This window comes from Streptomyces bauhiniae, assembly GCF_004784475.1.
In the GTDB taxonomy this organism is placed as follows: Bacteria; Actinomycetota; Actinomycetes; order Streptomycetales; family Streptomycetaceae; genus Streptomyces; species Streptomyces seoulensis.
On sequence record NZ_SRRT01000007.1, the window covers coordinates 1 to 20,777 of the forward strand.

A 20,777-nucleotide genomic window follows, 5' to 3' on the forward strand; every position below is an offset into this window, starting at 1 on the left:
TCAACATATCTGGCGTTGACTTTTAGCACGCTGTTGAGTTCTCAAGGAACGGTCGCTTCCTTTGTACTCACCCTCTCGGGCTTTCCTCCGGGCTTCCCTTCGGTGTTTCCGACTCTATCAGATCTTTCCGATCCGATTTCCTCGGTGCTTTCCAGGTTTTCGCTTTCGCGTTTCCCTTTCCGGCGGTTCCGACTCTATCAGAAGTTTTCGGCCGGTCTTCCCGGCTTCATTTCCGATTTATCGGGGGTTGCTTCTCGGAAGTCGCATTCAGCGATGTTCTGAAGAAGCCAGATAAAGCTTAATGGTTAGCCTTGAACTTGTCCAGCTCCAGGCAACTGTTCGACTCTACCTCCCCGCTCCACCCGTGTCAACAGGTTTTGTGGGGCGATGAGGAGACTAGCAGCTCGGCAGGGTCCCGCGCACATCAGGCGGCGGTGGGGACCGTGGAGCTGCGTTCGGCCTCCTGGAGGTCGCCGGTCTCCCCGTCGCGTACCGCCCGGCCGCCGAGGACGTAGACGTAGGCGAGGAAGGCCAGCTCGGCCAGGACGCCGATGGTGATGCGGGCCCAGGTGGGCAGGCCGGACGGGGTCACGAAGCCCTCGATGGCGCCGGAGACGAACAGCACCAGGGCGAGGCCGATGGCCATCCCCACGGCGGCGCGGCCCTCTTCGGCGAGGGCGGTACGGCGGGTGCGCGGACCGGGGTCGATCACGGTCCAGCCGAGGCGCATCCCTGTGCCGGCGGCCACGAAGACCGCGGTGAGTTCCAGCAGGCCGTGCGGGAGAACAAGGCCCAGGAAGGTGTCGAGGCGCCCTGCGGAGGACATCAGGCCGAAGCCGACGCCCAGGTTCAGCATGTTCTCGAACAGAATCCAGAGGACCGGGAGGCCCAGGAAGACGCCCAGGACCAGGCAGAGCGCGGCCGCCTGGGCGTTGTTCGTCCACACCTGTGCGGCGAAGGACGCGGCGGGGTGGCTGGAGTAATAGGTCTCGTAGCCGCCGCCGGGGCGGGTCAGTTCGCGGAGGTGGCTGGGGGCCGCGATCGACGCCTGTACTTCAGGGTGGGTGCCGATCCACCAGCCGAGGAGGATCGCCACGGCTGTGGAGATGAGGGCCGTCGGCACCCACCAGTGGCGGGCGCGGTAGACGGCGGCGGGGAATCCTCGGCCCAGGAAGCGGGTCACGTCGCGCCAGGAGGCGCGGCGGGTGCCGGTGACGGCGCTGCGGGCGCGGGCCACGAGCCGGCTGAGCCGGCCGGTGAGCTGAGGGTCCGGGACGCTGGAGCGGATGAGGGAGAGGTGCGTCGCGGTGCGCTGGTAGAGGGTGACGAGTTCGTCGGCCTCCGCGCCGGTGAGGCGGCGTCGGCGGCGGATCAGGGCGTCGAGGCGGTCCCACTCGGCCCGGTGTGCGGAGACGAAGACGTCCAGGTCCATCGGGTCTGCCTGCTCCTCGACTCGTCGTGGCCAGCCGCCACCGGACAACGGGACACTGTCAGCTTGTCCTACCGGGGTGCGGTGCGCCCTCAGCTTGGCAGACTTGCGGCACAGGGGTGGGCGAGGGAAGGACGGCGGGCGTGAGTGAGCTGGTGACCGGTGAGGCGGTGGCGCTGGAGCTGCGGCCCGCGAAGCTGCCGAGCAGGGCGTTGGCCGTGCTGATCGATCTGATCGTGGCCGTGCTCGTCTACATCGTCGTGGTGATCGGGCTCGTGGCCGCCACCTCCTCCCTGGACGATGCCGCGCAGGCCGCGATGTCGGTGGCGGCCTTTCTGCTGGTGCTGGTCGGCGGGCCGATCGCGGTGGAGACGCTGAGCCATGGGCGGTCGCTGGGGAAGCTGGCGTTCGGGCTGCGGGTGGTGCGTGACGACGGTGGGCCGGTGCGGTTCCGGCACGCGCTGGTGCGCGGTGGGGTCGGGATGATCGAGATCCTGATGACGTTCGGGGTGGTGGCGTGCATCGCCTCGCTGGTCTCGGAGCGGGGGCGGCGGCTCGGGGACGTGTTCGCGGGGACGCTGGTGGTGCGGGAGCGGATTCCGGTGGGCCGGGCCGGTGTGGTGCCGCCTCCGCCGCCGGAGGTGGCGGGGCGGTTCGCGGAGCTGGATCTGTCGGCGGTGCCGGACGGGCTCTGGCTGGCCGTGCGGCAGTACCTGACGCGGATGCACCAGCTTCAGCCGCAGGTCTCCTGGTCGATGGCGTCGCGGCTGGCCGCCGATGTGGCCGCGCGGACGGGGGCAGCCGTGCCGCCGGATCTCCAGGCGCACCCGGCCGTATTTCTGGCGGCCGTGGTGCATGAGCGGCAGTCCCGGCAGGCGCGGCAGCAGGCTCGGTACGAGAGCGGTGAGGAGCGGGCGGTGGCTCCCGTTTCTCCCCCGGCCGTCGCTCCGGTGAGCGAGAAGAACGTGGAGGCGCCGGAGTCCCCCCAGCGCCGGTCGACCGGGTTCGCGCCGCCCGCCTAGCCGGCCGGGGCGGTCAGGGGAACGTCGACGGTGGGGTCTGGAGGTCCTCCAGCTCGATGCCGGGGGCCGAGAGGACCACGTCTCCGGCGATGTGCACGGAGTGCCTTTCCCCCGTGTCCAGGGCTGTGACCTGGTATTCGTCCACGAGCAGGGGGCCGTTGTCAGTGGCGTGTGCTTCTCTGTCGATCAGTGCCCAGGACTGGTCCACGGTGCGGGGGGCGAGGACCGGGTCGGTGAGGGCGACGAGGCGTACGCGGGTCGCGGACGAGGAGGGGGTGAGGCGCAGGAGACGTGCGGTGGCGACGAGGAACGCCGGGGACGTGCCGGTGAAGGCGTGGGCGGGCACATTGCCCTCCGTCGCCTCCAGTCCGGCCGGGTCGGTGCGGACCCAGGTGACGCCGTCGAGGGCGGCGCCGCGCACCTGCCAGCCGCCGGCGTGGAGTTCGAGGCGGATCGGGCGGCCGAGGTCGTCCAGGGCGAGGCCGACCGAGCCCCGGTGCGCGCCGTCGGGCGCGGTGAGTTGGGAGACGTAGCGCCAGCCGGAGGGGCCGGGGGCGCACTGGAAGTGTTCTTCTGCGAGGGGGGTGTGATCGTGCGGATCGTGGAGCGAATATCGGCCGCGCGGCATGGCAGGTCCTGGGGTCTGGCGGGCTGACGGTCCGGTCCGGGGCCGCCGGCCCGGCGCAAAGGGGCAGGCCCCCGGCACGGGGGTGCGGGGGCCTGCCTGGATGGTGCGGGGATCAGCGGCTCAGTAGCGGTAGTGGTCCGACTTGAAGGGACCGTCGACCTCGACGCCGATGTACGCGGCCTGCTCCGGGCGGAGCCGGGTGAGCTTGACGCCCAGCGAGTCCAGGTGGAGGCGGGCGACCTTCTCGTCCAGGTGCTTGGGGAGCACGTAGACGCCGGTCGGGTACTCGTCGGGCTTGGTGAACAGCTCGATCTGGGCCAGGGTCTGGTCCGCGAAGGAGTTGGACATCACGAACGAGGGGTGGCCGGTGGCGTTGCCCAGGTTCAGCAGGCGTCCCTCGGACAGGACGATGATCTTCTTGCCGTCGGGGAAGGTCCAGGTGTGGACCTGCGGCTTGACCTCGTCCTTGACGATGCCGGGGATCTGCGCGAGGCCGGCCATGTCGATCTCGTTGTCGAAGTGGCCGATGTTGCCGACGATGGCCTGGTGCTTCATCTTGGCCATGTCGGTGGCCATGATGATGTCCTTGTTGCCGGTCGTGGTGACGAAGATGTCGGCCTTGTCGACGACCTCGTCGAGCGTGGTGACCTGGTAGCCGTCCATGGCCGCCTGGAGCGCGCAGATCGGGTCGATCTCGGTGATGATCACACGGGCGCCCTGGCCGCGGAGGGACTCGGCGCAGCCCTTGCCGACGTCGCCGTAGCCGCAGACGACGGCGGTCTTGCCGCCGATGAGGACGTCGGTGGCGCGGTTGATGCCGTCGATCAGGGAGTGGCGGCAGCCGTACTTGTTGTCGAACTTCGACTTGGTGACGGCGTCGTTCACGTTGATCGCCGGAAAGAGCAGGACGCCGTCGCGCTGCATCTCGTACAGGCGGTGGACGCCGGTGGTGGTCTCCTCGGTGACACCGCGGATCTCCGAGGCGAGCTGGGTCCACTTCTGGGAGCCGTCGCTGATGGTGCGGTTGAGCAGCTCGAGGATGACGCGGTGCTCGTCGTTCTCGGCGGTGTCGGGCGAGGGGACCTTGCCGTCCTTCTCGTACTCGACGCCCTTGTGGACGAGGAGGGTGGCGTCGCCGCCGTCGTCCAGGATCATGTTCGGGCCGCCGGTGGGGCTGTTCGGCCAGGTCAGCGCCTGCTCGGTGCACCACCAGTACTCGTCCAGGGTCTCGCCCTTCCAGGCGAAGACGGGGACGCCCTGCGGGTTGTCCGGGGTGCCGTTCGGGCCGACGGCGATGGCGGCGGCCGCGTGGTCCTGGGTGGAGAAGATGTTGCAGGAGGCCCAGCGGACCTCGGCGCCGAGGGCGACGAGGGTCTCGATGAGCACGGCGGTCTGCACGGTCATGTGCAGGGAGCCGGTGACGCGGGCGCCGGCCAGGGGCTGCGCCTCGGCGTACTCCTTGCGGATCGACATCAGGCCGGGCATCTCGTGCTCGGCGAGGGTGATCTCCTTGCGGCCGAACTCGGCCAGGGAGAGGTCGGCGACCTTGAAGTCCTGTCGGTTGTCGACAGTGGTCATGGCGGGCTGCTCCTCGAAGTCGGGGCGAGGTGGGTACGGCTGGTCTGCACGGCGACGGACACAGGGGTGCCCCGAGAAGAGGACACAGGCATGCCCGCGTACGCGCAGCGCAGTCCGTCGGAGGCCCTCTCTCCCTCGGCCGGTCCGCTCCGGGACCGCCCGACCGCCATCAGCAGCGACGTCTGGCTCCGTCCCAAGCTACACCGGAGGGCGGGGCGCGCCCCAGTCCGCGTTCGGACACCGCGTGCCGTCCAGGTGACGGATGTGGCGCGAACGGGTGGGTGCGGGGCTAGGGTCTTTCGTTTGGATCAGGCCGGATCAGGGAGCGGGGTCCGGTGCCGTGGATCGCAAGGCGGAGGAGGGAGTCATGGCGGAGCCATGGCGAGTGACGACAACGCGGCGAGGCGCGGTGCCGGGGCACGCGAGCCCGGCCTGATCCAAACGAGAGGCCCTAGGTGTCCGGGTGTGCCGAGGCCCCCGGCGCGGCCGGTGGGGACCGGGGTGCGGCGGGGGCCTCGGTGCGGGGACCAGGGGGTCAGTGGTCGGTGGCCCGGGGGTTCGGGCCGCCCGGCGTGGCGAGCGGGTCGGGGCCCTTGGCGGCCTCGGCGGCGCTGTAGATGTCCGGCTCGAGGTAGATGACGCGGGCGATCGGGACGGCCTCGCGGATGCGGGCCTCGGCGCGGTTGATCGCGTTGGCGACCTCGGCGGCCGTGTCGTCGTGCTGGACGGCGATCTTGGCGGCCACCAGGAGTTCCTCGGGGCCGAGGTGGAGGGTGCGCATGTGGATGACGCCGGTGACGGTGTCGCCGTCGACGATGGCGGCCTCGATCTTCTTGACGTCCTCCAGGCCGGCGGACTCGCCGAGCAGCAGGGACTTGGTCTCGGAGGCGAGGACGAGGGCGATCAGGACGAGCAGGACACCGATGCAGACGGTGCCGATGCCGTCCCAGACGCCGTTGCCGGTGAGCAGGGCGATGCCGACGCCGCCGAGGGCGAGGACCAGGCCGATGAGGGCGCCGAAGTCCTCCAGCAGGACGACGGGCAGCTCGGGCGCCTTGGCGCGGCGGATGAACTGGGCCCAGGAGAGCTTGCCGCGCAGCTCGTTGGACTCCTTGATGGCCGTACGGAACGAGAAGCCCTCGGCGATGATCGCGAAGACGAGGACGCCGACCGGCCAGTACCAGTGCTCCACCGGGTGGGGGTGGCTGATCTTCTCGTAGCCCTCGTAGATGGCGAACATGCCGCCGAGGGAGAAGAGGACGATGGAGACGAGGAAGGCGTAGATGTACCGCTCGCGGCCGTAGCCGAAGGGGTGCTGGGGGGTCGCCTCGCGCTTGGCCTTCTTGCCGCCGATGAGCAGCAGGAACTGGTTGCCGGAGTCGGCGACCGAGTGGACGCCCTCGGCGAGCATCGACGAGGAGCCGCTGAACGCGAACGCCACGAACTTCGATGCCGCGATCGCCAGATTGGCGCCGAGTGCCGCCACGATCGCCTTGTTACCGCCTGACGCGCTCATGAGTCCGCGTTTTCCCTTCGCCCTTGTCGCCTGCTCGGCACCCCCGCACGGCTCTTGTGCCCCCACGGGTCGCTTCTTTGCACGTGCTTTGCCGGTGGGCCATTGTTGCAGTCCCACCGGCATCCGGCGCCTCAGGTATCCACAGGGGCGGTCATACGATCACAGTGGCGCGGAACAGCGTGCCCTCGCCGGACGCCTCCACCTTCTCGCCCGCCGGGACGAAGACGGACCGGCCGGGCAGCAGGCCGTGCTCGCCGACGCGGACCGAACCGGCAGTGCACAGCAGGATCTGCGGGGTCGGAAGGGTCAGGTCGCGGGTGGTCTCACCGGGGAGGACCCAGCGGGAGAGCCGGAATTCGTCGATGGGGGTCTCGTAGACCTCCTCGCCGTCCGGGGACGCCTCGGGGCGCAGGACGCCGGGGTCGCTCGCCTCGAAGCGGACCACGCGCAGCAGCTCGGGGACGTCGATGTGCTTGGGGGTCAGGCCGCAGCGCAGGACGTTGTCGGAGTTGGCCATGATCTCGACGCCGAGGCCGTCCAGGTAGGCGTGCGGGATGCCGGCGCCGAGGAACAGGGCCTCGCCGGGCTGGAGCCGGACGTGGTTGAGCAGCATGGCCGCGATCACGCCGGGGTCGCCGGGGTAGTCGCGGGCCATGTCGGCGTACGGGGTGTACGGGCCGCCGAGGCGGGCGCAGGCGGTGGTCGCCTCGGTGACGGTGCCGGCCATCTCCGCGCGGTCCGCGGTGAGGATCGCGGTGAGGACCTCGCGCAGGGCGGCGTCCTCGGGCTGGGCGCGCAGCAGGTCGACGTACGGCTTGAGGGAGTCGACGCCGAGGCCGTCGAGCAGGGCGGCCGCCTCGGCGGGGGCTCGGAAGCCGCACAGGCCGTCGAACTCGGTGAGGGCGCAGATGAGTTCGGGCTTGTGGTTGGCGTCCTTGTAGTTGCGGTCGGGGGCGTCGACGGGGACACCCCGGCGCTCCTCCTCGGCGTAGCCCTGCTGCGCCTGGGCGAGGTTCGGGTGGACCTGGAGGGAGAGGGGGGCGCCTGCGGCAAGGATCTTGAGCAGGAAGGGCAGGCGGGGCCCGAACTTCGCGACCGCCTCGGCGCCCAGTTCGCGCTCCGGGCCGGCGTCGATGACCTCGATGAGCGTGCCGCGCGGGGTGCGCGAGGGGGCGCCGGGGTGGGCGCCCATCCACATCTCGGCCTGCGGTTCGCCGGTGGGCTCGGTGCCCAGCAGCCGCGGGATGGCGGTGGTGGAGCCCCAGGCGTAGGGGCGGACGGTGTTGTCGAGGCGGTCCATGTGTCTTCTCTGTCTCCGTACGGGCGCCGCGGGCGGGTGCCCGGTGTCAGCTCAGGCGCCGGCGGCGAGCGCCAGGTAAACGGCGGCGAAATCGGTGACGGCGATCAGGTCGGCGAGGGTCTCCAGTTCGCCGCCCTCCTCCGGTTCGAGTTCGCTGATCGGGGTGTCGTGGCCGAGGGCGAGGTCGCGGGCGGCGGGGGCCGCGGTGAGGCCGCCGAGGGGGCGGTCCCGGAGCAGCACCACGCGCGCGTGCAGCGCGGGCGCCTCCTCGACGCGGTCGCGGAAGAAGTCGTCCGGGTCGGCGCGGGCGGCCAGTGGGCCGGAGAGCAGGGCCTCGTGCGCGGCGAGCGCCTCGGGGAGTTCGGCCACCAGGGCGGGGCGGCCCCCGAGTTCGGCCAGGGCGGCGGCGAAGCGACGGCCCGCCGGGCCCGCGGAGGTGCCCTCCGTCCAGACGACGGGCAGCGCGTCGGCGAGTTCCGCGGCGAGCGTCTTGGCCGCGTTGCCGTACGTGGCGATCGCGGGGCCGCAGCGCTCGGCGACGTGGTCGAGGCGGTCGGCCACCTTCTCCAGCGCGTCGGGTCCGGCGGTCAGCAGGCCGACGCGGTCCAGGAGGGCCAGCAGCGGGGTGAGCAGGGCCCAGAAGACGCCGGAGGAGGACGCGGCCACCGGCTCGCCCTGGTCGTACGGGGCGGTCGCCATCGGGATGAACATGCCGTGCGCGCCCGCGACCGCCTCCGCGAGGGGGGTGCCGGCGGGGGCCACGGCCACCACGGAGCAGCCTCTGCGGTACGCCTGTTCCGCGAGGAGGCCGAGGCTCGGTTCGGTGCCGTCGGGGGTGGCGATCAGCAGCAGGTCCACGGAGCCCGCCCAGCCGGGCAGCTCCCAGCGCAGGGCGCCGGGGGCGGGAGCGACTCCGGTGGCCTCCAGCCGGATCACCGGGCTGCCGGGTCCTGCCAGGGTGCCGAGGAGGTCGGCGGTGTGGGTGGCGGCGGCGCCGGGGCCCGCGATCAGTACGGCGCGGGGGCGGCCGTCGGGCTGCAGCGCGCCGACTCCGGCCTCCACGGCGTGCCGGGCGGCGGTACGGACCCTCGCGCCGGCCTCGGCCGCGCCGCGCAGCAGTCCTCGGCGGTCGGCCTCGGCGAGGCCCTCCGGGGTGTCCAGGAGCGATTCGTCGAGCATGGGCGGGTGCCTCCGGTCGCCGGGGTCCTACTGCGATGTGTTGCGGCGGTGCTTACGCCGGGCGGCGGGCCTCGTCGACCAGGAGGACGGGGATGCCGTCGCGGACGGGGTATGCCAGGCCGCAGTCCTGACCGGTGCAGATCAGCTCCGCGTCCTGCTCCTTGAGGGGGGCGTGGCAGGCCGGGCAGGCCAGGATCTCCAGGAGACCGGCTTCGAGCGGCATGGGGTGTCCCTTCGGGCGGAAACGGGGTGCTACGGATGTGCTGGTCAGGGTACCGTGGCGCGCCGCTGGTTCGGCGGGGTGATTCCGGCTGCGGGTCGGGGGTGGGTGCGGTTCAAGCATTTCCCACCCGCCCACCCGTCTCGGTCGGCTGAATAGAGCCCGCTACGCGCGGATGATCCCCAATACCTCGTCCCTGATCTTCGTCATCGTCGCCTCGTCCTCCGCCTCCGCGTTCAGGCGGAGGAGGGGCTCCGTGTTGGAGGGGCGGACGTTGAACCACCAGGTGGGGGTGGAGACGGTGAGGCCGTCGAGGTCGTCCAGGGTCGTGTCGGGGGCCGGGGTGTAGGCGGCGCGGAGGGCGGCCAGGCGGGACTGCTGGTCGGTGACCGTGGAGTTGATCTCGCCGGAGCCCGCGTAGCGGTCGTACTGGGCGGTGAGGGTGGACAGCGGGGTGGGGTGGGTGCCCAGGGCGGCGAGGACGTGGAGGGCGGCCAGCATGCCGGTGTCCGCGTTCCAGAAGTCCTTGAAGTAGTAGTGGGCGGAGTGCTCGCCGCCGAAGATCGCGCCGGTGCGGGCCATCTCCGCCTTGATGAAGGAGTGCCCGACGCGGGTGCGGACCGGGGTGCCGCCGTGCTCGCGGACCACCTCGGCGACCGTGCGGGAGGTGATCAGGTTGTGGATGACCGTGCCCGTACCGCCGTTGCGCGCGAGTTCGCGGGCGGCGACCAGGGCGGTGACGGCGGACGGGGAGACCGGGTCGCCGTTCTCGTCCACGACGAAGCAGCGGTCGGCGTCGCCGTCGAAGGCGAGGCCGAGGTCCGCGCCCTCCTGCACGACCCGCTTGCGCAGGTCCACGATGTTGGCCGGGTCCAGCGGGTTGGCCTCGTGGTTGGGGAAGGTGCCGTCCAGCTCGAAGTACATCGGGACGACGGTCAGCGGCAGCCCCGCGAGGACCGTCGGGACGGTGTGCCCGCCCATGCCGTTGCCCGCGTCCACGACGACCTTCAGCGGGCGGATCGCGGTCAGGTCGACCAGCGAGCGCAGGTACGCGGCGTAGTCGTCGAGGGTGTCGCGCGCGGTGAGGGTGCCCGGTGCGGCGGCGGGGGCCGGGGCGCCCGTGTCCAGCCAGCGCTCGACCAGGGCGCGGATGTCGGCGAGCCCGGTGTCCTGGCCGACCGGGGCGGCGCCCGCACGGCACATCTTGATGCCGTTGTACTGCGCCGGGTTGTGCGAGGCGGTGAACATGGCGCCGGGCAGGTCCAGCGCGCCCGAGGCGTAGTAGAGCTGGTCCGTGGAGCAGAGGCCGATCTCGGTGACGTCCACGCCCTGGTTCAGTGCCCCGCGCGCGAAGGCGCGGGAGAGGGCCGGCGAGGAGGGGCGCATGTCGTGGCCGACGACGATCGCGGTCGCGTCCGTCACCTCGGCGAAGGCGGCGCCGAAGAGTTCGGCCATGGCCTCGTCCCACTGGTCGGGAACGACTCCGCGCACGTCGTACGCCTTCACGATCTGCGACAGATCTGCCACGGCCGGCCCTCCTGAAAGTCCATTGGGGGCCCAAAACTACCCGTTGGGGTGCGCGGCTGCGGGGAGGGGCGCTCAGTTGTCGGGCGAGCGGAGGACCCGCAGGTGGCCGCGCCGGGCGACTTCCATCGGGTCGGCGGTGCGTGCGCCGCCGCCCGCTCCGGCCGCGCGCTCCTGCGGACGGGCCGCCTCGCGGACCGCGTTGGCCAGCGCCTCCAGGTCGTCGCCGCTGGGGCGGGCCGGGGCGGAGCCGTCGAGCAGCCGGACGACTTCCCAGCCGCGCGGGGCGGTGAGGCGCTCGGAGTGCTCGGCGCACAGGTCGTAGCAGTGGGGCTCGGCGTAGGTGGCGAGGGGGCCGAGGACCGCGGTCGAGTCGGCGTAGACGTACGTCAGCGTCGCAACGGCGGGTCGGCCGCAGGCGGTGCGCGAACAGCGACGTACAAGGCTCACGATGTTGGACGGTACCGCACTCTTGAGCGGGCCGCGACGACTCTCCACCAGGTCACTCCCCCGTGTCGTGGCCTGCGGGCTCCCGCGAGCTCCTTCGGGGGACGTCGGCCGGGCGCCCCGCACGGGGGTGCATCAGGTGATGATCCGGGACAAAGTCCGGCCGTAGGCGACGGTTCTCGGCCACCCGGCTCGCCGGCCGTGGCCGGAACCGTCGTGCGTGGGGCGGGAGACGAGTGAGCGAACACCGGGAGAAAAGTGCGCGAAGAGTCCGGGGAGGCGGTGCGAAGGCGTGGTCACACGGACGGCTGTCGCCCGCAGCCGGACGCCGGGCGCGGGCGAGGACTACGCTTCTGCGGTGATGGACAACCGTGTACCGCCCCGTGCCGCAGGTCCCCGACCCCGTCGCCGTGATCGTCACGGGCGGGGCATGCGGGGCCCCATCGCACCGCCGCAGGTGCCGCTGGCCGCCAGCCGCGCAGAGGTGTTCGCGGACCTCGTGCGCGACTCCGTGGAACGGCTGGAGCGGCGCTGGCAGCAGCTAGCCGAGGTGGAGTTCCTGGTGATGGAGGTGCCCCGGCTGGAGGGCACCGGCGACGGGCCGTGGAGCGACGAGGGCGTGCCGCTGGGCGGGATCATCCCCGCGCGGGACGGCCGGCGGGCGCGGGTCGTGGTCTACCGGCGGCCGATCGAGATCCGCACCAAGGGGCGCGACGAGCGCGCCGAGCTGGTGCACGAGGTGGTCGTGGAGCAGGTCGCCGAGCTGCTGGGGCTGACCCCGGAGACGGTGGACCCCCGGTACGGCGAGGAGTAGCGGGCGGCCGTCCCCCAGGGGCGGCCGCCCGGCACGCGCTCTACCGCTGGAGCACCGACAGGTCCTGCTCCGCGCGGGGCACCGCCACCAGGCCCCGGTCGCTCGGGAGGGTCTGGATCGTGAAGCCGGGGACGCCGTCGGAGGAGCCCGTGAGGGTGCGGGCGGCGTAGACCGGGCCGCCGGAGACGGGTTCCACGGTCAGCGCGTAGGTGCCCTTGCCGCCCGTGGGGGCGCTGATGTCCTGGCTGGTGCCGCGCTTGACCGTGTACGTCTTCGTCGCGGGCGTCCCGCCGTCGCTGCCCGCCGAGGCGGTGACCTTGACGGTCGCGTCGGCCGTGGGCGCGGTCAGGGACAGGGTGGTGCCCTTGGCGCTGTTGTCGGCGGCGGTGGCGCGGCGGCCGACGGGGGCGGTGGCCGGGATGTACGCCGTCTCCTGCGCGCTTCCCTTGCCGCGCACCACGCGCAGCGCGGCGACCACGGGGGCCGCCTTGTCGGTGGGCGTGAGGATCAGCGAGCCCGGCTCGCCGCGGGTGACCGGGCCGAGGTCGACGGCGCTGGTCATGCCCGCCTTGACGTGCACGGTCTCGTTGCCGGCCGGGGTGATCGAGCCGTCCGGGGAGGCCAGGCGGACCTTGAGGTCGGCGTCGTCGTCGCCCGGCGTGAAGGCGACCAGGCGGACGTCGGTGGCGTCCTTGGGGATGCCGGGCAGGACCAGGCTGCCGGCCGGGTCGGCGGCCGCGGGCAGCCAGTCGCCGCCGCCCGCGTCGTCCTGGGCCTGCACGGTGGCGCCGACCCGGCCGCTGCGCACGCCGACGTGCACGGTCAGGTCGGTCTGCTCGTCGTCGGTGAGCGTGGACAGCAGCACCGGTTCGCTGGAGTGCGGGGGCACGGTGATGCCGTCGGTCACCGTGGTCTTCACGGCGCCGGACTTGCCGTACAGCTTGATGTCGACGACGGCCGCCCCGTCGTCGGGGTTGGTGAGGTGGACGTAGTCGGTGCGGCCCTTGGCGGTGCTGGCGCCGGGGAACCAGAAGTCGGTGTCGGCGGGGGTGCAGGTGACGCCCTGGAGGCCGCGTCCGGTGCCCGCGGCGATCCGGGTGGTCTCCTGGACGGTCCAGCCGGGCGCGTACTTGCCGTCGGCGGTGCCGATCAGGGCGGGCGTGTCGCTGCCGGAGGTTTCGCCCAGGGCCGGGGTGCCCGGCGGCTTGGGGGTGAGCACCGCCTGGTCCTTCTTGCCGCCGCCCTTGGCGCCCTTGCCGTCGGCGGACTGTTCGGCGGCCGCCTCCAGCGCGGCCTTGCCGCCGTTGCCCGCGCCCCGGGTGACGGGCGTGAACGAGGTGTACGCGGTGTCGGCGATGTCGGAGAAGCTCGGCGCCGGGCACAGCAGGCCGGTGCGCTCCACGGGCCGCTCGGTGGCGCTGCCGGCCGCGCTCGTGGTGGAGGCGGCGGGCGGGTCGAAGGCGGCGAACCCGGTGACGGCGGCCAGGGCGACGGTGCAGGCGATCAGGGACAGGGTCGTGCGGTTCACTGCTGGCTCCCGTCGTGGCGCTCACTGCCGTCGCCGTAGGGCGGCTGCTGGGCGGGGTCGTAGCCCTGCGGGTGGGCCGCCGGGTCGTACGGCTGCTCCTGCTGCGCCCCGTACCCGTAGGGGTCGTAGGGCTGCTGGCCGTAGGGGTCGGGCTGGTACGCGCCCTGGTCGTACCCGGTGTGCTGGTACGGGGCCTGGTAGGGGTCGGCGGGGTAGGCCGCGTACTCGGGGTCGGCGTAGGTGTTGGTGCCGGTGTCCCAGTCGGCGTAGGGCTGCTGGTGCGGGATGACCGGCTGCTCCTGCTGTCCGTACGGCGGGGCTTCCGGTTCCCCTTCGGCGGCCTCCGCGGCCTCCTCCGTCTCCTCGGCCTCGGCCTGGGCGCGCAGGCGGCGGGCGCGGCGGCCCTCGCCCTCCATGGCCTGGGCCGGGACCGGCTCTTCCTCGGGGAGGTCGTCGTCGACGTCGCGGCGGCGGCCGGGCAGGGCGAGGACGACCAGGAGGACGGCGAGCGCGCCCTGGACCCACAGCCAGACGGTGTGGGTGAACGGGGCGTCGTAGGTGACGTCCAGCCTGCCGCCGCCCGCCGGGAGTTCGAAGCCCTGGGCCCAGCCGTCGACGGTCTTCGGGGTGAGGGGCTTGCCGTCCAGGGTGGCGGTCCAGCCGTCGGAGACGGCGTCGGCCAGGCGCAGCACCCGGCCGCCCGAGCCGCCCGGCACGGTGGTGTGGATCTCCACGGGGCCCGCGGCGACGGCCTGCGGGGTGCCGGAGCCGCCCGCGCCGATCAGGGTGGCGCGGGAGACCTCGCGGTCGACGCGCCACAGGGCGTTGCCGTTCTGCTGGCTGAGCCGGTTCAGGCCGGGCGTGGCGTCCAGGACGCGGGTGATCTGGCGCGGGGTGCCCTGGTGGACGAGGACGTAGCGAACGGCGAAGCCGCCGAGCTGGCCGGTCTGGTCGGCGCCGGAGCCCGCGACCAGGTTGGCGACGACCTTGTCCAGGCCGGTGTCGGGGCCGTCGGCCGCGGCGATCTCGCCGTCGCCCATGCGGGCGCCGGAGCCCCGGACCAGGGTGTAGCGGACCCGCGCGGTGGAGTCGCTGTCGAGGACCAGGGTGCGGGCCTGGTCGCGGGTGCCGGCGTCCTCGGCGACGAATGCGGGCACCTGGGCGGGGTCGCGGCGCTCCAGGGGGCCGTCGGCGCCCCTGATCATCCAGCCGGCGGCGGCGACCAGCGGGCCCACGGCGCAGGCCAGCGCGATCAGCGCGGCGACCGGCTGGCGCCAGCCGAAGCTCTGCTCGGCCACCCGCGCGCGTGCCCCGTCGGCGCCGAGCGCGGCGGCGGCCAGCAGGGCGATGCCGTAGACCAGGGTCGCCGGGCCGGCCCAGGCGGAACGGTTGGCCAGCACCGCGAGCAGCAGCCCGGTCAGCGCGACGGCCCACGCGGCGCGGATACCCAACTGGCGCTCGGAGCGCAGCAGGGCGGCCAGCGCGGCCAGCACGATGCCGATGAAGAGCAGGCCGGTCAGGGTGCCGGGCCCGCCGGGGCTGGTGCCCAGCAGGTCGGAGGCGGAGGCCGCCGAGGCACCGAAGTCCAGCCCGGCCTCGGTGAAGAAGCCGGTCGGCGGCAGGGTCAGCGACCAGGGCGCGAGGACCAGCAGCGGGGTGCCGAGCTGGGCCAGGAAGCGCAGGAGATGCGCGACCGGGTCGGAGCGGCGCAGCACGAGCACGCCGACGCCGAGCACCAGCGCCGCGGGCCAGACCACGGGCGTGAACGCGGTGGTGATGGTCAGCAGCAGCGCGTACGCCCAGGTGGCGCGCCAACTGCCCCGCCCGCCGGACGGGTTCGCGAGGCCGCTGGCGGCGACGCCCGCGCGGGCGATCAGCGGCAGCAGCACGGCGAGTACGGCGGTGCCGATGCGGCCCTGGGCCAGCGCGCCGGTGGTGGCGGGCAGGAAGGCGTACGCGACGGCCGTCCAGGCGCGCAGCAGGCGGGAGCTGACGAGGGGCCGGGAGGCGAAGTAGGCGGTGAAGCCGGCCAGCGGCACCGAGCAGACCAGCAGCACGGTGACCGCGAGCCCGGTGGAGCCGAGGAAGAGCGAGGCGAGCGTCGCCACCACCGCGAGGTAGGGCGGCGCGGAGGTGGTGCTGCCGGCGCCGACCGGGTGCCAGGCGTCGGCGAAGCCGGACCACAGGTCGCTCGCGCCGGGCGGGACGGGCAGCAGCGCGCCTCCCGCGAGGGCACCGCCGCCCAGCAGGGCGCGGCAGGCGGCCAGGGAGATCAGCAGCAGGGCGAGGAAGAGCACCGGGCCGGGTTTGCGGGCGATGCGCTTGAGCCGGGCGAACTGCTCGATCTCCAGGAAGTCGGCGTCGTCACCGCCGGGTCCGGACTCGACCGCGCTGCCGTGGCGGCCGGCGGAGGTGTCGACGTCGGAGTTGCTGGAGAAGTTGGCGGCGACCTGCTCGGCCGTGGCGCGGATGGTGGCGCCGGGCGGCGGGAAGAGTTGCCGCAGTTCGTCCTTGTCGATCTGGGAGGGGCCCCGGCTGCGGCGGGCGGCGAGGACGCGCTCGGGGCGCAGCAGCACGCCCAGCAGGCCGCGGATCTCGTCGAGCGCCTGGCCGGGCACCTTGCCGACCAGGTAGGCGAGGGTGCGCAGCAGGGTGCCGACGACCAGCCGGAGCAGCACCCAGGGCAGCGCGGCCGTGCGGGTGTTGGCGAGCAGGGTGTGGACGGCACCGGCCTTGTCGACCTTGTGCGGGGAGGCGGTGGTACGGCCCGCGCAGTCGACGGTGCGGCGCTCGCGGGAGGCGGCCTCCGCATGCCGGACGACGGCGTCGGGGGCGATGAGGACGCGGTAGCCCTCGGTGTGGGCGCGCCAGCACAGGTCGACGTCGTCGCGCATCAGGGGCAGCCGGCGGTCGAACCCGCCGAGCCGCTCGAAGACGTCACGGCGGATCAGCATGCCCGCGGTGGAGACGGAGAGCACGGTGCGGACGTGGTCGTGCTGGCCCTGGTCCTGTTCACGGCGGTCCAGACCGGTCCAGCGGCGGCCGGAGTTGGCGATGGAGACGCCGACCTCCAGCAGTTGCCTGCGGTCGTACCAGCCGCGGAGCTTGGGGCCGACCACGGCCACGTCGTCGCGGCCCAGTTCGAGTTCGTTGTCCACGACCCGGAGCAGTTGGGCGAGCGCGTCGGGCTCGGGGGCGCAGTCGTCGTGCAGCAGCCAGAGCCACTGGACCGGCTCGCCGTACGGCAGTTCGGGCAGGTCGTAGGCGTCGTCGCGCCAGGTGCGCGTGGCCGGGTCCCAACTGGCCGGGCGCCTGAGGTAGGGCAGGTCGTCCGGGGTGAGGACGGGGGCGAGGCGGGTGGCCTCCTCCACGGCCTGGCCGAAGCCGGTGCGCCGGGCCAGGTGGACGACGGCCTCGTCCCCCAGGGTCTCGGCGACCAGTTGGGCGGAGTCGTCCGCGCTGCCGGTGTCGGCCGCCACCGCGTACTGCACGGGGCGCTCCTGACTCAGCAGCCCGGCGAGCGCGTCGGGCAGCCAGCGGGCGCCGTCATGGGTGACGAGGACGGCCGTCACCACATGGCGCGGGAACTCAGGCGTGGCAGCGTCGTGTTGGGCTGCCGGATGGCTGTGCACGGACATCGAGGTACGGGCCCCGGTTCGATGGACTGCGGTGGACGCCTGTGCCCCTCAAGGACAGCGGGGCGTCTCGGACGAGCGCCCACACTATCGGTCGGTCATGACGACGGCCCGCCGCCTGTGGACAACCCACGTGCGACGGGCCGTTCGCCCTGTATGTGCGTGTGCCCGGCGGCCGTTCGCCGGCCGGCGGCGCGGACGCCGGTCAGACGGCGGCCTTCTTCAGCCGGCGGCGCTCCCGCTCGGACAGGCCGCCCCAGATGCCGAAGCGCTCGTCGTTGGCGAGGGCGTACTCGAGGCACTCGGAGCGGACCTCGCAGGCGAGACAGACCTTCTTGGCCTCTCTCGTGGAGCCGCCCTTCTCGGGGAAGAAGGACTCGGGATCGGTCTGGGCGCACAGAGCGCGCTCCTGCCAGCCGAGTTCCTCGTCCGCGTCGTCGACCAGCAGTTGCTCCACCAGCTCGGTCATGTGCGCCCCTCGTCTGTTCTTCACGTCCCCGTGCCTGGCCGGTCCCGGCCGAACGACACGAGTGAAATTACAAGTGTGCTGCTCCGAGCGAGTCAAGCCGAGATCTGCTATTGAGCCCGTTATTCACTCTGCGGAACCAAGGCCCTGCGTTAAGTGTTCAAATCGTCCTAAACCTTGACACACGGCTGAGGACGCCGAGGGGCGCCGCCCGGATGTGCGCCATGTGTCCCGAGGACCGGGTGCACAAACCTTTCACCTGAGAGATGCACCGGATGAGGTGAACGATGTCCCTCGAACCGGGCCCCGAGTTGACACCGCAGGTATGAACCGCTGTCCTAGGGGGCATGCTCGCCGACTTCGCACCCACGACGACCCGCACCGCCGGGTCCCTCGGTGCTGCCGGCCTGCGCCTTAGCTGTTGTTGCTGTCCCTGCTGTTGAGCCGACCGCGCTCCAGCGGACCCCGGGCCCACTCCGGCCCCGCGTGTCCCGCCGTTCCCGCACCCCTTCGGGGACACCCGCCCGTACGCCCGTGATCCGGGCCGGGGCCCAGCGACACCCAGCCACCACCTCTCCGCCGAGGAACCCCACACCCCCATGAACAGCGACAACGACCTCCAGATCGCCGGTGACCTCCTCGAAGTCCCCCACCTGCTGCAGCCGCCCCGCGAGCACCCGGTGACCGTCGCCGAGTTCGCCGGACTGGCCCGCGCGGTCGCCGCCGACCGCGACCGGTGGGCGCACCTGGTCCGCTACGACGCCACCACCCGCTGGTACCACCGGCTGCGCACCGGCCCCGGCTACGAGGTGTGGCTGCTGTCCTGGGTGCCCGGCCAGGGCAGCGGACCGCACGACCACGGCCGCTCCTCCGGCATCCTCACCGTGCTGGAGGGCACCCTGACCGAGCGCACCGACCGGGGCACCCGCACCCTCACCGCCGGCGCCCAGCGGGTCTTCGCGCCCGGCTATGTCCACGACGTGGTCAACGACGCGCTGGAGCCCGCGGTCAGCCTGCACATCTACTACCCCGGCCTCACCGAGATGCCCATGCACACTGCCCCGCTCTGCGAGTCCCGTACGGAGCCGAGCACGGCCGGGGTGTGATCACCGGCCGCACGGACTGTCGGCGGCTGCTGACACACTGATCCCATGCGCATTGTGGTTCTGGCAGGCGGCATCGGCGGTGCCCGGTTCCTGCGCGGTCTGAAGCAGGCCGCCCCGGACGCGGACATCACGGTCATCGGCAACACCGGCGACGACATCCATCTCTTCGGGCTGAAGGTCTGTCCCGACCTCGACACCGTGATGTACACGCTCGGCGGCGGCATCAACGAGGAGCAGGGCTGGGGGCGGGCGGACGAGACCTTCCACCTCAAGGAGGAGCTCGCGGCCTACGGCGCCGGGCCGGGCTGGTTCGGGCTCGGCGACCGGGACTTCGCCACCCACATCGTGCGGACCCAGATGCTGGGCGCCGGGTATCCGCTGAGCGCGGTCACCGAGGCGCTGTGCGACCGCTGGAAGCCGGGCGTGCGGCTGATCCCGATGACCGACGACCGGGTGGAGACCCATGTCGCCGTCGACCTGGACGGCGAGCGCAAGGCGGTCCACTTCCAGGAGTACTGGGTGCGGCTGCGCGCCTCGGTGCCCGCAGAGGCGGTCGTGCCGGTCGGCGCCGAGCAGGCCAAGCCCGCGCCCGGTGTGCTGGAGGCCATCGCGGAGGCCGACGTCATCCTCTTCCCGCCGTCCAACCCGGTGGTGTCCGTGGGCACCATCCTCGCGGTGCCCGGCATCCGGGAGGCCATCGCGGAGGCGGGTGTCCCGGTGGTCGGGCTCTCCCCCATCGTCGGTGACGCGCCGGTGCGCGGGATGGCCGACAAGGTGCTCGCCGCCGTCGGCGTGGAGTCCACCGCCGCCGCGGTCGCCGCGCACTACGGCTCCGGGCTGCTGGACGGCTGGCTCGTCGACACCGTGGACGCCGGTTCGGTCGGGACCGTGGAGGCGGCCGGCATCCGCTGCCGTGCCGTACCGCTGATGATGAGCGACCTGGACGCGACCGCCGCGATGGCGCGCGAGGCGCTGGAGCTGGCGGGGGAGGTGCGGACCGCGTGAGTGGTTACCGGGTCTGGGCGCCCTCCGGTCTGCCCGAGGTGGCGCCGGGCGCCGACCTGGCCAAGCTGATCGCCGCGGCCGAGCCGGGGCTCGCCGACGGGGACGTGCTGCTCGTCACCTCCAAGATCGTGTCGAAGGCCGAGGGACGGATCGTGCGGGCCGCCGACCGGGAGGCCGCGATCGACGCGGAGACGGTGCGCGTGGTGGCCCGGCGCGGACCGCTGCGCATCGTGGAGAACCGGCAGGGCCTGGTCATGGCCGCCGCCGGGGTCGACGCGTCCAACACCGCCGAGGGCACTGTGCTGCTGCTGCCCGAGGACCCGGACGCCTCCGCGCGGGGCATCCGCGAGGGCCTTCGGGAGGCGCTCGGCGTCACCGTGGGCGTGATCGTCACCGACACCTTCGGCCGCCCCTGGCGTGCCGGGCTCACCGACGTGGCGATCGGCGCGGCCGGGGTGCGGGTCCTGGACGACCTGCGCGGTGGCACCGACGCGCACGGCAACCCGCTCTCCGCGACCGTCGTCGCCACCGCCGACGAACTCGCCTCGGCGGGCGACCTGATCAAGGGCAAGGCGTCGGGCCTGCCGGTGGCGGTCGTCCGCGGCCTGCCCCACGTGGTCACCGACGCGGCCGACCAGGGCGAGGGCGCGCGGGCGATGGTGCGCTCCGCGCGGGACGACATGTTCCGGCTCGGCACCTCCGAGGCGGTACGGGAGGCGCTGACCCTGCGCCGTACCGTACGGGCCTTCACCGACGAGCCGGTCGACCCCGGCTCGGTGCACCGGGCGGTGGCCGCCGCCGTGACCGCGCCCGCCCCGCACCACACCACGCCGTGGCGGTTCGTGCTGCTGGAGTCGGCCGAGTCCCGGCTCGCGCTGCTCGACGCGATGCGGGACGCCTGGATCGCCGACCTGCGCCGGGACGGCAAGAGCGAGGAGTCCATCGCCAAGCGGGTCCGGCGCGGTGACGTCCTGCGCAACGCGCCGTACCTGGCCGTGCCCTGCCTGGTCATGGACGGCTCGCACACCTACGGCGACGCGCGGCGGGACGCGGCCGAGCGGGAGATGTTCGTGGTCGCCACGGGCGCGGGTGTGCAGAACTTCCTGGTCGCGCTGGCCGGGGAGCGGCTGGGCTCGGCCTGGGTGTCGTCCACGATGTTCTGCCGGGACGTGGTCCGCGAGGTGCTGGACCTGCCCGCCGGCTGGGACCCGATGGGCGCGGTGGCGATCGGTCACCCGGCCCAGGAGCCCCCGGCCCGTCCTGCGCGGGAGGCGGGGGCCTTCATCGAGGTGCGGTGAGGCGCGCGGAGAGGCCCTAGTCTCGTAGGGCACCAGTCTCGTAGGGCACCCCCGCCCCATCCGCACCCCTAGGACCTCTCCC

Annotated in this window: 18 protein-coding genes; 6 read left to right on the top strand and 12 right to left on the bottom strand. The window is 73.0% G+C overall.

The genetic code is table 11. From position 1 onward, the window contains the following. Positions 1–282: hypothetical protein (locus tag E5083_RS31525; protein ID WP_208754127.1), on the top strand; the 282-nt coding region annotated here is incomplete at its 5' end. 142 nt (positions 283–424) lie between these two features. Here the strand turns inward: E5083_RS31525 and E5083_RS22650 are convergent. After that, positions 425–1,432, bottom strand: coding sequence for a stage II sporulation protein M (locus E5083_RS22650; RefSeq protein ID WP_135787551.1), 1,008 nt, complete (start codon positions 1,430–1,432; stop codon positions 425–427). A 140-nt stretch (positions 1,433–1,572) separates the two neighbouring features. On the opposite strand from E5083_RS22650, the gene E5083_RS22655 reads away from it, so the two are divergent. Next, positions 1,573–2,451, top strand: a complete 879-nt coding sequence (locus tag E5083_RS22655; protein WP_135787552.1) for an RDD family protein — start codon at positions 1,573–1,575, stop codon at positions 2,449–2,451. A 13-nt stretch (positions 2,452–2,464) separates the two neighbouring features. Here E5083_RS22655 and E5083_RS22660 read toward each other — a convergent pair whose 3' ends face one another. The 8 genes from E5083_RS22660 to E5083_RS22700 all read right to left on the bottom strand — a co-directional run bounded on the left by E5083_RS22660 (position 2,465) and on the right by E5083_RS22700 (position 10,894). Continuing rightward, on the bottom strand, positions 2,465–3,079 hold the full coding sequence (locus tag E5083_RS22660) for a hypothetical protein (protein WP_135787553.1): 615 nt from the start codon (positions 3,077–3,079) through the stop codon (positions 2,465–2,467). A 120-nt stretch (positions 3,080–3,199) separates the two neighbouring features. Beyond that, positions 3,200–4,657, bottom strand: coding sequence for an adenosylhomocysteinase (gene ahcY / locus E5083_RS22665; RefSeq protein ID WP_135787554.1), 1,458 nt, complete (start codon positions 4,655–4,657; stop codon positions 3,200–3,202). A 535-nt stretch (positions 4,658–5,192) separates the two neighbouring features. Further along, the gene (locus E5083_RS22675; RefSeq protein WP_135787555.1) at positions 5,193–6,173 is read right to left on the bottom strand and encodes a cation diffusion facilitator family transporter; all 981 of its coding nucleotides are present in this window, start codon (positions 6,171–6,173) and stop codon (positions 5,193–5,195) included. A 151-nt stretch (positions 6,174–6,324) separates the two neighbouring features. Then, complete coding sequence (gene manA / locus E5083_RS22680) at positions 6,325–7,473, bottom strand: mannose-6-phosphate isomerase, class I (protein WP_135787556.1); 1,149 nt, start codon at positions 7,471–7,473, stop codon at positions 6,325–6,327. 51 nt (positions 7,474–7,524) lie between these two features. After that, the gene (locus E5083_RS22685) at positions 7,525–8,652 is read right to left on the bottom strand and encodes an SIS domain-containing protein (protein WP_135787557.1); all 1,128 of its coding nucleotides are present in this window, start codon (positions 8,650–8,652) and stop codon (positions 7,525–7,527) included. A 52-nt stretch (positions 8,653–8,704) separates the two neighbouring features. Beyond that, positions 8,705–8,875, bottom strand: a complete 171-nt coding sequence (locus tag E5083_RS22690; RefSeq protein ID WP_020940431.1) for a Trm112 family protein — start codon at positions 8,873–8,875, stop codon at positions 8,705–8,707. Positions 8,876–9,037: 162 nt separating this feature from the next. After that, positions 9,038–10,399 (bottom strand): phosphomannomutase/phosphoglucomutase, encoded by a 1,362-nt coding sequence (locus tag E5083_RS22695; protein WP_135787558.1) that lies wholly within the window; start codon positions 10,397–10,399, stop codon positions 9,038–9,040. 72 nt (positions 10,400–10,471) lie between these two features. Then, the gene (locus tag E5083_RS22700) at positions 10,472–10,894 is read right to left on the bottom strand and encodes a DUF3499 domain-containing protein (protein ID WP_030814457.1); all 423 of its coding nucleotides are present in this window, start codon (positions 10,892–10,894) and stop codon (positions 10,472–10,474) included. A gap of 310 nt (positions 10,895–11,204) precedes the next feature. Here E5083_RS22700 and E5083_RS22705 point away from each other — a divergent pair, with 310 nt between their 5' ends. Next, on the top strand, positions 11,205–11,657 hold the full coding sequence (locus E5083_RS22705; protein WP_078858587.1) for a metallopeptidase family protein: 453 nt from the start codon (positions 11,205–11,207) through the stop codon (positions 11,655–11,657). Positions 11,658–11,697: 40 nt separating this feature from the next. On the opposite strand, the gene E5083_RS22710 is transcribed toward E5083_RS22705, so the two are convergent. From E5083_RS22710 to E5083_RS22720, 3 genes are all read right to left on the bottom strand, one after another. Then, positions 11,698–13,185, bottom strand: coding sequence for a DUF5719 family protein (locus E5083_RS22710; RefSeq protein WP_135787559.1), 1,488 nt, complete (start codon positions 13,183–13,185; stop codon positions 11,698–11,700). Then, on the bottom strand, positions 13,182–16,823 hold the full coding sequence (locus E5083_RS22715) for a glycosyltransferase family 2 protein (RefSeq protein ID WP_135787560.1): 3,642 nt from the start codon (positions 16,821–16,823) through the stop codon (positions 13,182–13,184). Before E5083_RS22715 ends, E5083_RS22710 begins: the two co-directional genes overlap by 4 nt. 202 nt (positions 16,824–17,025) lie before the next feature. After that, positions 17,026–17,289: a WhiB family transcriptional regulator gene (locus tag E5083_RS22720; RefSeq protein WP_030377564.1), complete on the bottom strand. Its 264-nt coding sequence runs from the start codon at positions 17,287–17,289 to the stop codon at positions 17,026–17,028. A gap of 596 nt (positions 17,290–17,885) precedes the next feature. Between E5083_RS22720 and E5083_RS22730 the strand changes: the two genes are divergently transcribed. The 3 genes from E5083_RS22730 to E5083_RS22740 are packed head-to-tail and all read left to right on the top strand — an operon-like array spanning position 17,886 to position 20,695. After that, entirely contained in the window at positions 17,886–18,392 is a 507-nt protein-coding gene (locus E5083_RS22730) for a cysteine dioxygenase (RefSeq protein WP_135787562.1), read from the top strand. Positions 18,393–18,437: 45 nt separating this feature from the next. Further along, positions 18,438–19,397, top strand: a complete 960-nt coding sequence (gene cofD, locus E5083_RS22735; RefSeq protein ID WP_135787563.1) for a 2-phospho-L-lactate transferase — start codon at positions 18,438–18,440, stop codon at positions 19,395–19,397. Beyond that, a complete protein-coding gene (locus E5083_RS22740; RefSeq protein ID WP_135787564.1) occupies positions 19,394–20,695 on the top strand; it encodes a coenzyme F420-0:L-glutamate ligase in 1,302 nt (433 codons plus the stop codon). The genes cofD and E5083_RS22740 overlap by 4 nt, the downstream gene beginning before the upstream one ends. Positions 20,696–20,777 lie beyond the last annotated feature (82 nt).

Bases quoted from the DNA above. Each gene is read 5' to 3' on its own strand.
- E5083_RS22650 (WP_135787551.1), bottom strand. From the start codon at position 1,432: ATGGACCTGGACGTCTTCGTCTCCGCACACCGGGCCGAGTGGGACCGC.
- E5083_RS22660 (WP_135787553.1), bottom strand. From the start codon at position 3,079: ATGCCGCGCGGCCGATATTCGCTCCACGATCCGCACGATCACACCCCC.
- ahcY (WP_135787554.1), bottom strand. From the start codon at position 4,657: ATGACCACTGTCGACAACCGACAGGACTTCAAGGTCGCCGACCTCTCC.
- E5083_RS22675 (WP_135787555.1), bottom strand. From the start codon at position 6,173: ATGAGCGCGTCAGGCGGTAACAAGGCGATCGTGGCGGCACTCGGCGCC.
- manA (WP_135787556.1), bottom strand. From the start codon at position 7,473: ATGGACCGCCTCGACAACACCGTCCGCCCCTACGCCTGGGGCTCCACC.
- E5083_RS22685 (WP_135787557.1), bottom strand. From the start codon at position 8,652: ATGCTCGACGAATCGCTCCTGGACACCCCGGAGGGCCTCGCCGAGGCC.
- E5083_RS22690 (WP_020940431.1), bottom strand. From the start codon at position 8,875: ATGCCGCTCGAAGCCGGTCTCCTGGAGATCCTGGCCTGCCCGGCCTGC.
- E5083_RS22705 (WP_078858587.1), top strand. From the start codon at position 11,205: ATGGACAACCGTGTACCGCCCCGTGCCGCAGGTCCCCGACCCCGTCGC.
- E5083_RS22715 (WP_135787560.1), bottom strand. From the start codon at position 16,823: ATGTCCGTGCACAGCCATCCGGCAGCCCAACACGACGCTGCCACGCCT.
- E5083_RS22720 (WP_030377564.1), bottom strand. From the start codon at position 17,289: ATGACCGAGCTGGTGGAGCAACTGCTGGTCGACGACGCGGACGAGGAA.
- E5083_RS22730 (WP_135787562.1), top strand. From the start codon at position 17,886: ATGAACAGCGACAACGACCTCCAGATCGCCGGTGACCTCCTCGAAGTC.
- cofD (WP_135787563.1), top strand. From the start codon at position 18,438: ATGCGCATTGTGGTTCTGGCAGGCGGCATCGGCGGTGCCCGGTTCCTG.